General features: G+C 40.9%; 6 protein-coding genes and 1 tRNA gene. 1 reads left to right on the top strand and 6 read right to left on the bottom strand.

Annotated elements, in window-relative coordinates; genetic code table 11:
* Positions 1 to 1,038 (bottom strand): aspartate--ammonia ligase, encoded by a 1,038-nt coding sequence (gene asnA, locus TY03_RS14195; RefSeq protein WP_042371090.1) that lies wholly within the window; start codon positions 1,036 to 1,038, stop codon positions 1 to 3.
* Positions 1,039 to 1,249: 211 nt separating this feature from the next.
* Here asnA and TY03_RS14200 point away from each other — a divergent pair.
* Positions 1,250 to 1,321 (top strand) — tRNA-Arg (locus TY03_RS14200).
* Between the two features lie 87 nt (positions 1,322 to 1,408).
* Here the strand turns inward: TY03_RS14200 and TY03_RS14205 are convergent.
* The 5 genes from TY03_RS14205 to TY03_RS14225 all read right to left on the bottom strand — a co-directional run bounded on the left by TY03_RS14205 (position 1,409) and on the right by TY03_RS14225 (position 11,020).
* Complete coding sequence (locus TY03_RS14205; protein WP_042371091.1) at positions 1,409 to 2,812, bottom strand: hypothetical protein; 1,404 nt, start codon at positions 2,810 to 2,812, stop codon at positions 1,409 to 1,411.
* Positions 2,813 to 2,815: 3 nt separating this feature from the next.
* Entirely contained in the window at positions 2,816 to 5,476 is a 2,661-nt protein-coding gene (locus TY03_RS14210; RefSeq protein WP_042371092.1) for a glycoside hydrolase family 2 TIM barrel-domain containing protein, read from the bottom strand.
* Complete coding sequence (locus tag TY03_RS14215; RefSeq protein WP_042371094.1) at positions 5,476 to 6,255, bottom strand: sialate O-acetylesterase; 780 nt, start codon at positions 6,253 to 6,255, stop codon at positions 5,476 to 5,478. The genes TY03_RS14210 and TY03_RS14215 overlap by 1 nt, the downstream gene beginning before the upstream one ends.
* A 96-nt stretch (positions 6,256 to 6,351) precedes the next feature.
* Entirely contained in the window at positions 6,352 to 7,947 is a 1,596-nt protein-coding gene (locus TY03_RS14220) for a RagB/SusD family nutrient uptake outer membrane protein (RefSeq protein WP_042371096.1), read from the bottom strand.
* A 13-nt stretch (positions 7,948 to 7,960) separates the two neighbouring features.
* Complete coding sequence (locus TY03_RS14225) at positions 7,961 to 11,020, bottom strand: SusC/RagA family TonB-linked outer membrane protein (protein ID WP_042371097.1); 3,060 nt, start codon at positions 11,018 to 11,020, stop codon at positions 7,961 to 7,963.
* Positions 11,021 to 11,128: the final 108 nt, after the last annotated feature.

Raw genomic sequence — 11,128 nt, forward strand, 5'->3', positions numbered from 1 at the left:
TTAAATCAGATGTATATCGAAGGTTTCACACTCTTTACGCATAGATTCGGGCCAGATACTTGCTTGTATCTCACCAATGTGGGCTTTGCGTAAGTAGAACATACAGAGGCGTGATTGACCGATTCCACCTCCAATCGAAAGCGGAAGCGTATCTTCCAGCAAGCGTTTGTGGAAGTAAAGCTCCAATCGTTTCTCTTCATTTTCTTCTTTGATCTGGCGCAACAGGGCCTCTTTGTCTACACGTATCCCCATCGATGATAACTCGATGGAGCGTTGCAATACATCGTCCCACAGAAGTAAGTCGCCATTGAGTCCGGGCAAATCATTGAGTCCCTTGCTGGTATAATCGTCATAATCCGGAGCGCGTCCGTCGTGTTTTTTGCCATCGCTTAGCTTGCAACCGATACCGATAATGAAAACGGCACCATACTTCTGGCAGATAGCATGCTCCCGGCACTTCGGCTCCAAATCCGGATAAAGTTGACGCAACTCTTCGGCGTGAACAAAATGTAGCTTCTGAGGTAAGCAAGGCTTTATCTGCGGAAACATTTCGTATACCATATATTCGGTACGTATCATGGCAGCATAGATGCGGTTAACTATTTCTTTGAGAAACTCCACGTTGCGGTCGGCAGCAGTAATCACCCGTTCCCAGTCCCATTGGTCAACATAGAGCGAATGCAGGTTGCCAAGTTCCTCGTCCGAACGGATCGCATTCATATCTGTGTATATACCATATCCCGGCTCTATCAGATAATCGGCTAGTGTCAATCTTTTCCATTTGGCAAGTGAATGCACTACTTCGGCTTGCGCATCGCCCAAATCTTTGATGGGAAACGAAACTGCGCGCTCTACTCCGTTGAGATCGTCGTTGATACCCATCCCTTTCAATACAAAAAGGGGAGCAGTAACCCGGCGTAGCCTCAATTCTGATGATAGATTTTGCTGAAAGAACTCTTTTATTTGTTTGATGCCGAGTTCTGTTTGCTTTAAATCTAATAGCGGTTTATAATTTTGTGGTTTTATTAGATAACTCATCGTATTTATATATTAATAGTCGGCAAAGATAGGAATAATATCTATATGTGTCATTGAAATAGTCTAAAATAATGTCAATATGATAAATGTTTTGCCGATATTTGTTTCAAAATAATATTTTGTATGGAACAAGAGGGTGTTGAACGAAAAAAAGGAGAAACATTAGGAAGATCGGAACTTTTTATCTATTTTTGTCGTCGCAATATAGCCCGGCTCTGTAGTTCAACGAATAGAATGTAGGTTTCCGGTACCTAAGATAAGGGTTTGATTCCCTTCGGGGCTACAAATAGACAACCGCTAGTGACCTTGTATGTAGGTTGCTAGCGGTTGTTTAAGTTAAAAATAATACTTGCAGAAAACGTTATCTATATCACCTCTTTCTTTTGTCCATAAAGTCGGCAAGTCGGTAGGCATTGATGTTTAATTCTTTCATTGCATGAGTTAAAGGCAGGTAAGGTTGGTATTCGTTATCCACAAGCCCTTTATTTGAGTCGAGGTTGGAGGGATCTGCTCCTTTGGCAGTTGGATCGTTGTCTTGATAACGGAACCAGTGCCACCCAACGCAATTACCACTTTCGATCAACCCCAATACAAAGTGCTGGAAGGCATATCCTCGATCTTGTTGAGTTTGTACGGTAAATCCCGCCCCAGTGGTATTACCTAAACCAGAGTCCATTCCTTTTGTATAGAATTCTGTAATAATGAAAGGCTTTTTCGCCCATTCTCCCCAACTGTACATTGCTTGAGCATTCGGTGTCCAATCTCCATAATAGTTGATTGAGACAATGTCGCAATATCGGCCGGCTGCCTCTATAATGGGGCGGATAAACTTAGCCCCTCCATGCAAACGGCTACCTAAAAACAGATGATTTGGGTCGTATTTGCGAATTGCAGAGGATACAATTTGATAATAACGATCGGCAACAATTCCGGCAAAATCGGCACGGTGTCGATCTGTTATCTCTTCGGGAGATACTCCTTGTTGTTTCAACCATTTCTCTGCATATACTCTTCCGGGATCATTCGGATTTGCCAGTGTTAAATACCCTTCCAGATTGTTCAAACCAAGGGGTAATTCATTGTCCGAAAAATAGCCTATAATGTGTGGGTCAGATGCATTTTGGGCTAGTTTTTTTGCGACTTCATCGCAGTAAATTTCGAAATCGGGATCAAAGACAAAAATACATTGATTAGGATAACCTGTATTGCCGGGAAGCTGGTAAGTTCCTCCACGTTTCTTACCATATCCACTCATCATACTGAGTATTGTCGAGCGGGTCAATACCTCTTTGTGAGATGCATTGTACGCAGCTATACTCTCCTCATCGCTCCAGGAACCAGTTCCCGAAAATCCTAAAGAATGAAGGAGCTGTGCCGATTGCTCAATCCAAACCGAAGTAGAACCAAACCGTTGGCTCATAGCATTTTTGTTTCGTTCGGAAGGTCCTAAACGCAATCCTACAACGACTTTCTGAATATGCCTGTATCCTTCAGGATCAATCATCCACCAGCGATTTTGTATCTGTTCGACTCTAAAAAAACCTGTAGAAGATAACTTAGGTGCATTTATATCACTTCCGTATTTGTTGGTTGAAACTTGCTGCACTGGGATAAATCCCTTCAGTTGAGCGACGGTACGTGTATTAAATTCTTTCCATGGTATCTCTTTTTGTCCTTTTATCCATGGGCGTGCAGAAACTTTAAAATGGCTGTCTTGCGCATATACAGATATTTCTGGTAGCATTACTAATAACAGAAAAATAATATGTTTCATACTCTAATATATTTTGACGATTCTAATGGCATTTAAAATTGGAGCAGATTCGATTGCTCCGAAATCGATAGAAAGTCCTTTGCCTTGACAGACTTGAACCTCAAATTTTTTGATGACAGCTCGTTCCGAACCATATTCTTCTGCAATATTGATTCGTTTGGCTACGCAGATGTCATTGATCGTTATTGAAAATGAACGATTGCTATAATTGGGAAGTAGTGCATCGTTGCCTAAGTTGTATGCCAATGCTTCTTTCTTTTTGTCGGAGGTTAATTCAGCCCAATAGAGATATACGGCATATCCCCCATCGGGTACTTCAGCTTTGAACGATTTAATACCAGTTCTCTGAGTCTGAAAAATAGGGTCCTGATCGGTTCCCAATATCTCAATATCGCTTGCCGGTAAAAAGCCGTAGCGTGTTTTAGTCTTCATTCTTTCTCCCCCTACATATCCCCAGGATCCAGTTTGGTAGATTTGTTCCGGAATCCAACATAATTCGGCTGTACGATCTTCAAAATAGCGTTCGGTTCCCAGCATTACATTCATCTCTTTGAATCCTTGTTTTACATTGATACAGTTAAAGTTGCATACATACTGGTCTCGATAGGATATGCCATTTTTTTCAATAACTGCATCTATTACATTTCGTCCGTTGATAAAAGGGATCTCTGTTGCAACTATTTTCTCTACAACAGGGAAAAGACCAAGGTTCTTTCCATTCAAATGGATTTCTACCCGCTCTGCATTCGTATAGATCTTTAGTGGTTGCATGCTGGTTAGCCCATCTTTACTTGCTCCTGCTCTGCTGGTCCACGTTTTTGAGCAAATATGGAGTAAGGGTGTTTCTTTTAAATACGCTTGATAGAGATAATACGTATCTTTAGGTATTCTATCGATTCCCACCAATCCTTTATTGTTTATATGCGGAACAGCATCTCTTCTTGTTTCGGAATAAAAGTCATTCAAGTTCCAAACGGTTGCTCCTACGACAAATTTGCGTTTCAGAATTTCAGGAATATAATGTTCATGGAAAAAACTGCCAAATTCATTGCTGAAGTCAAAACGAACAGGTGAAAAGGAGTGCAAGCGAGCGTCTACATCTGCTCCATATTCAGTAATGAATAGAGGTTTTGTAGGAAATATCCGGTGGAGATTTTCGAGTCCTTTTTCGAATTCGTTTACCTGTCCACCGTACCAGCCGTTGTAGATGTTAAATCCGAGCATCATCGGTAGTGCTGCAATACCGGATTCCTCATAGATGGGGTATGCGGCATGACAAGGTAGCATTGTGTACCTATGTGGATCAATCTCCCTGATCTTAGACTCAATCGCTGTAGCGATTTTATTAAGAAACTTCAGATAATTACTCCTCTCTTCGCTATTGTTCGGATCGAATGGTGGGCGTGGAAGAACCTCATTCATGTAGGCCCAAATGACGACAGAAGGATAGTTGTAATTTTGATAGACCATCTCTGTAACCTGCTCAATGCAGTTCTGTAAAAATGCATCGCTTTGGGTGATTGCATTGACAACCGGTATCTCGACTGACGTAAGCAAGCCTAGCTGATCGCACATCTGCATGACCACAGGGTCTTGAGGATAATGAGCAACACGCAAGAAGTTACTTCCCATGTTTTTCACTAATTTGATGTCTCTTACGTGCATCTCATCACGTAAAGCATTGCCCAAACCCAAATAATCTTGGTGACGATTGGTACCTATTAGCTTACGATACCGTCCGTTGAGAAAGAACCCTTTATCAGCATCAAATGAAAACTCTCTAATTCCCAGAGAATTGACTACACAATCGAGCAGCGTTCCTTTCTTATCGCGAAGACGGCTGTATACGGTGTATAAATAAGGGTCGTCTACGTCCCAACGCTTGGGTTTGCTTATGGTTAGGAACGACTCAAACGGTGTGTTTCTTATTCCACCTTTTACCTGTATTTTTTCGTTGGATACAGCCACTTGTTTTCCATTCGTATCGACAACTTCTGTTTCGAGTATGAGTGTTTGGTTACTCATTAAAGCATTCGATATGTATGTTTTTATACTGATTTCCGCTTGTTGATCAGTCAGTTTTTGAGTCGTGAGATATACCCCACTCGAAGCATGATGCGTAGTAGAAATGTGCGAAGGAGAGGTATAAATAAGATATACGTCACGATATATTCCGCCAAAGAAGGTGTAGTCGGCTGATAGGGGAGCTATGTCGGGATTGTGTGTATTATCTACACAAACGGTTATCTCGTTGGTACCGATTTTCACAGCTTCTGTAACGTCAAATGTAAAAGCAGCATAGCCTCCTCGATGGTTGCCGACCAATTGACCATTTACATATACATTTGTCTCTTGATTGGCACCTTCAAAGGATAGAAAGACTCTTTGGTCGGGAATCAGTGTTTCAATGGGAATTATCTTTCGATACCAACCCTTTCCGCGATAGAAACCTGGCGTTTCGTCGTCAGCGTCTTTGGTATTCCATGAATGAGGTACAGACACTGTTTCCCATTGAGAAGTGTCAAAGGTCAGCGCAGAAGCATCTTCTGGGTATATCTTGAATCGCCAGCCATCATTGATTGTCTGCTTTACACGTTGTCCATAACAGGCTATAGATCCAAACAGACATGAGATAATTATCAATACTTTAGTTATTCTATTCATTATTTTTTGTTATATACCATTTTCAAAACTTTATCAGCATACCGTTTTCCTAGGAGTAATTGACTGTCTCTTCCGAAATGGGGATCGGTTTCATCAATTAAAGGTGTGGTTCCCTCACTCGACACATAATCGGCATTGGCTATTCGGGTGGAGATGGTACGAATCATCGGATTAAAACGTGAAGCATTCTTATGCCAAGGTGCTATTTCACCGGCAATGAACGGAACAGCTTTTGCTTTGAGATCTTTACGAAGATGCGACACCATATTCGCAAGTTGATCTAAGTAGTTTTCCGGATGAGCACTATCACTTTCGCCCTGATGCCATAATATGGCACGAAGGGTTCCGTATCGTTGAGCTTCTTTACATCTACGAACAGCTTCTGCATAAAACGGAGTTTGTTTATTTCCTTTTTCCCATTCGCTTATTGAGCTGCCTCCACGTGCATTGACTACCAACAACACTTTCCGTCCCACTTGCTTTACAATTTCTTGTGAGAAAGAGTTACCTGGATTTATTTGTTGCATTGACAGCTCTTTACGGATAGTAGAGTATTGATTAAGTGGATTTACTGCCGGTACAACTTCTCCTTTTTGGTTTAGTATCCATACGTTGCTCAATGGGCGCTTGTCTTCTTCAATCATTGTGCCACGACCGGCCATGTTGGATTGTCCGATGAATAAGTATACATCGTATTCGTCAGTCTTGGTGGATTGTCCAGAGAGGCTTGTTAAGAATACGAATAGTACAAACGAAGTAAACAAAAATCTTTTTTTCATGCATTTTTTATATTAAGATATTATATCGAAAAGCCGCTAAAAGAGTTTGCGGCTTTTCTGTTTATGTTGGAGCTGGGTTTAGAGTAGATTCTCTAATTAATCCCAGCCTTTATTTTGTGGGAAGTTCTCTTTTCCCATCAAGTCAACTTGTTCCTGTGGAATTGGCCAACGTTCGTGTTTTCCTATCACGAAACTTGTCCGGCATTCAGTAAAATCTTTATCTAAACAGGGGTTTTCAGCCTTTGACTCACCATAATGAGCTTTGACCCTTTCACCCAATAAGCCGAGTCTCTTAAGTAAGGGCCAACGCACACCTTCAAAATTTAATTCACGAGCATATTCATCGACTAAAATGTCTTGTGTTAAGGGTCCCATGAATGTATCATTGCCTGCTCTTTTCCAAGTCTGATTGTAGCATCGTAGCGCATCAGGACTCATACCTCCATCACGATTCATATATGCTTCTGATGCCATGAGATAAGTCTCAGCCAATCGATATACGATCAAATCTTTGAAGCTGCTACCAAAACTAGGATTATCAATTAATGTCCACTGATCAAAGAACTTCTTAGACATGAAATGTAGCGTTTCTAAATACGTAGAACTATTTTTAGGCAATGGTACCTCTTTTCCGAAGCGGTCGGGGAAGTTTTTATCATTGTATACATATCTATGAACAAATAATTCTTTGTAGCGTGTGTCTTTTGCTTGATCATACAAGCTCAATAAATAGGTGTTTGGATAGACACGTCCCCAACCATATCCACCTTGCTCTGGTGAATCAATGCATCCTGAGACTTTGCTTAGGTGAGCTGTTGTTTGGATAGCAAGACGATGCCCTCCAAGAGGGGTGCCTGATCCGCCGCCTCCTAAGTTCTTCGAATATTGGAAACTCCATAAAACTTCGCGTGAAGTAAGTTCAGCACTATTGAAAATGTTTTCGGTCTTATTTTCCATACTATAAAGAGAACTCTGCTCGAATATATCTTCACACTCCTCAATCACTTTCGTCCAATCTTTTTCCCACATAGCTACTTGTGCGCGAACGTGTTTTGCCGTTGCTTTGGTCACTCGTCCTCTTTGCGCTGTTGACCAATCTAAATTGGTTATTGCATCGTCTAGATCGGTTGAGATTAGTGTCATCAATTCTTCTGTTGTAGCGGGCTTAAATTCTCTCTGTAAATTATCAACAGTGGTTATCTCTGTATTGATGTAAAGGCGATCAAAACGTTTCCAAAGTTCAAAATAACTACGACTACGGAAAAATTTAGCCTCACTCCAAGCTTGTAAAACACTGCTGTTTTCTAAGCCTATCTTTTCGGCTATGCTGATAATTCCATTGGCTTTTCCAATAATTCCATAATGATGTTTCCAGAATTTATTTACGTCGGGAGCACTGGTTGTAAAGCTAAGATTTAAGCGTCCGATTGCTGCAGAAACACCTCCTCTAAATATCATTAAGTCAGTGTTAAAATCACACATAGTAATAATGTATAGATTAGATCCGTCTTCGGACATTCCTCCGGAGAGTTCTCGCGCCATACTGTATAGACCCGTAACAGAGGCACTGAGTCCTTCGGGTGTAGTTAAGTAGGTATTTGTTACGCTTGTTTTAGAATCTAAATCTAATAGATTGCTGCAGGAAGCATTAAGCATGCCACAGATTATAAAGGTGTATATATATTTTTTCATAATGTACTTTGTTTTAGAATGTAACGTTGAGTCCAAATACATATTGCCTTGACTCTGGATAAGATCCGGGCGTTAGTTCTGGACTATAAGATTTAAACTTCGTAAAGGTAAACAGGTTGGTTGCAGTGGCGTACACCCTGAGCTTTTTTAAAGGAGTTTTTTGTAATAGCAACGCAGGGAAAGTATATCCCAATTGTAAAGTACGTAACCGAATGTATGAAGCATCTTGAATAGCCATGGAACTTTGGTAGGCAGCATTCGAACTATAAGCCGGACGTGGAAATTCATTGGATGGATTGGTGGGTGTCCAGTAATTTACTTTTATGCCATTTAGTTTCCCCGACAGGCTTCCACCTGCATTCGAGTCATACAAATACTGATTCTGTATCATGCGTCCAGATACTGCATACCAGTCCATGTACAGATCGAGTCCTTTCCAATTCCAAGTCGAAGATAGTGAAACGGTAAAGTCGGGATCTCTTTTGATGGGAACACGATCGTCAGAGTTGATTTTACCATCGTTGTTTATATCGCATACTCTCACCATACCCGGTTCTACTGTGCCTCCATAATCGAGGGGACTATCCGGTTGCCCATCATTGTTGCTGTCGTACGTGTTTTTTAACGTGTAAACAGGTTTTCCTGCTGCGTTTGTCGATATGTCAAAATCGTCGTATTGAAATATCCCGTCTGTTTTGTAATCGTAGTATATGTTGATCGGTTGTCCGATAATCCATCCTTGCCCTATCTGGCTTGCGGGTTTTCCATTCTCATCCAATCTGTCATCTATGCGGAGTATTTCATTTTTGTATTGACTGAAGTTGGTGGCAAGTGTCCAAGTGAAATCTTTGCTGCGAATGACTTCTCCTGTAATAGATAAATCGATACCGCTCGACTTTGTCTTACCTAGATTGTCCAGCATACTTGTATATCCAAGCGAAGCATTGATGGCACGATTTACCAAAAGATCTTTGGTTCTCGTCGTATAATATTCGATCATACCACTTAACCGTCCGTTGAAAAAGCTGAAATCAACTCCTATATTGGTTGTTGCCGATTGTTCCCACTTCAAGTTCGGATTAGAAAGATCTGATCCGGGTAGATAACCCCCTGAAAAGATATTTCCGAATTCATAGCCTACGTTATCTGCCAGTCCTAAAGTTGTGTAATTTCCAATTCCATTTTGATTTCCTACAACGCCATAACTCAAACGAAATTTCAAATTATCGATCCATCTTGTATCTCTTAAGAAAGATTCTTGATTGATACGCCACGCCAAAGCAGCTGATGGGAATGTACCCCATTTGTTCTCTTTTCCAAAGCGACTCGAACCATCACGGCGAACGGCCAGATTCAATAAATATCGGTCTAAGAGTGAATATTGTGCTCGAGCCATGAATGAAACCAAGTTGTTCTCGCTATAGGTGCGTCTGGGCTTATCTAAGAATTGTCCTTGAGAAATAAAATTCCAATCTCTATCAATAGGTAACTGATCTACTGAATACCCGATAGATTTCGACATGTTATGGTCGATAGATTGGACAGCAGTCAAAGCAAGTTGGTGCTTTTTGTTTTTGATAGGCACTTGGTAAGTCATAATATGTTCAATGACCCAATTCTGTGAACGAGATTCGTCCAACATAGCAGTAGCCCCACCTCCCGGATACTTGGAATCCTTGTAACTTCCATCCTCGGTTGTAGGAGTATAGATAGAGGTGTTCAGACGATAATTGAATCCTTTGAATGGTTTTACATCCATAAATAAGTTCAAACGGTAATTGTCTCTATTTACCTCACGTCCGAAATGCTCAGCTCGATAAAGTGGGTTGTATTGCCCTTCTGAATTGAGTTTTGCTGCATAGTTACCATCTTTATCTCGAATTTCAGATAAAGGAGAACGCGTGATAAATTCATTAAAACTGCCATCTTCTTTCTCTTCTTTTGTCATTGAATATGAAGAATTAATACCCAAACTAAACCATTTTGAAATCTCAAAATCAACATTAAACCTTAATGCTATTTTTCGATAACTGGAGCCTATTTTAACAAGTCCTTGTTGGTCGAAATAATTAACTCCTCCGGCAAATTTAATTTTCTCTGCTCCTCCTCGTACGCTTATGTCATGATTCTGATATAAAGCATCTCTTAGCATTTCTTTCTCCCAGTCAATGTAATTGCCACTTTCCCATACCCTTAGCATTACGTCATCTCCTAGAGCATCAGCTATTGATAATTCATTGGCATCGGTTAAGCCCTTATCGTGTGCTTTGGCTTCGCGGCGAAGCTGTACGAATTCTTCGGGCGAATAGAAATCAAAATTACGCCATAGTGATTGAACACCTACGTAGCCATTATAACTTACTTCTGCCTTTCCGGCTTTGCCACGTTTGGTGGTTACCAAAATAACACCATCGCTTGCACGTGCTCCATAAATAGATTGGGAGGCTGCGTCTTTTAGTATTTCTACCGATTCAATATCATTAGCACTTAGCATGCTAAATTCACTAGCACCCGACGGAGAACCGTCGATGATATATAAAGGTGTATTGGTTGCACTGATTGAACGAGAACCGCGGATCGTGATATTGGGTGTAGAGCCTGGTCGCCCGGAGGAACTCGTCACATTAACGCCTGCGGCGCGTCCGCGCAGCATATCAGCAACATTGCCTGATGGAAAGGTTTTCATTTCATCGGCTTTAACCGAAGCAACTGATGTTGCTACATCGCTCTTACGCTGAACACCATATCCTACTACTACCAATTCGTCCAATGTTTGTGCTGATTCCATCAACTTTACATTGATTACTGTTTTAGATGCTACCGGTATTTTCTGTTCGGCATATCCGATACTTGAAAATACAAGTGTCGATTTGGGAGATACATTTAGTGAATATTTCCCGTCTATATCTGTTATCGTTCCATTGGAAGTGCCCAATACCCTGATGGTAACTCCGGGTAATGGACCACTTTCTTCAGTTACGATACCAGACACTTTTACTTCTTGAGCACATACTTGCCAAGAGATGAGAAGCACCGATACTAGTGCAATCCATTTAATAGTCATGTTCTTCATTCGTTTCTTTTATTAGATTATTATTACGCTAACATATCCGATTCATGTCGCAAAGTTCTTAAAAAGGAGTGTTCAGCGATAATAAAAACGTACGTAAAAAAACGAAAA

This window comes from Bacteroides neonati, assembly GCF_000499785.1.
In the GTDB taxonomy this organism is placed as follows: domain Bacteria; phylum Bacteroidota; class Bacteroidia; order Bacteroidales; family Bacteroidaceae; genus Bacteroides; species Bacteroides neonati.

Bases quoted from the DNA above. Each gene is read 5' to 3' on its own strand.
- TY03_RS14215 (WP_042371094.1), bottom strand. From the start codon at position 6,255: ATGAAAAAAAGATTTTTGTTTACTTCGTTTGTACTATTCGTATTCTTA.
- TY03_RS14210 (WP_042371092.1), bottom strand. From the start codon at position 5,476: ATGAATAGAATAACTAAAGTATTGATAATTATCTCATGTCTGTTTGGA.
- TY03_RS14205 (WP_042371091.1), bottom strand. From the start codon at position 2,812: ATGAAACATATTATTTTTCTGTTATTAGTAATGCTACCAGAAATATCT.
- TY03_RS14220 (WP_042371096.1), bottom strand. From the start codon at position 7,947: ATGAAAAAATATATATACACCTTTATAATCTGTGGCATGCTTAATGCT.
- asnA (WP_042371090.1), bottom strand. From the start codon at position 1,038: ATGAGTTATCTAATAAAACCACAAAATTATAAACCGCTATTAGATTTA.
- TY03_RS14225 (WP_042371097.1), bottom strand. From the start codon at position 11,020: ATGAAGAACATGACTATTAAATGGATTGCACTAGTATCGGTGCTTCTC.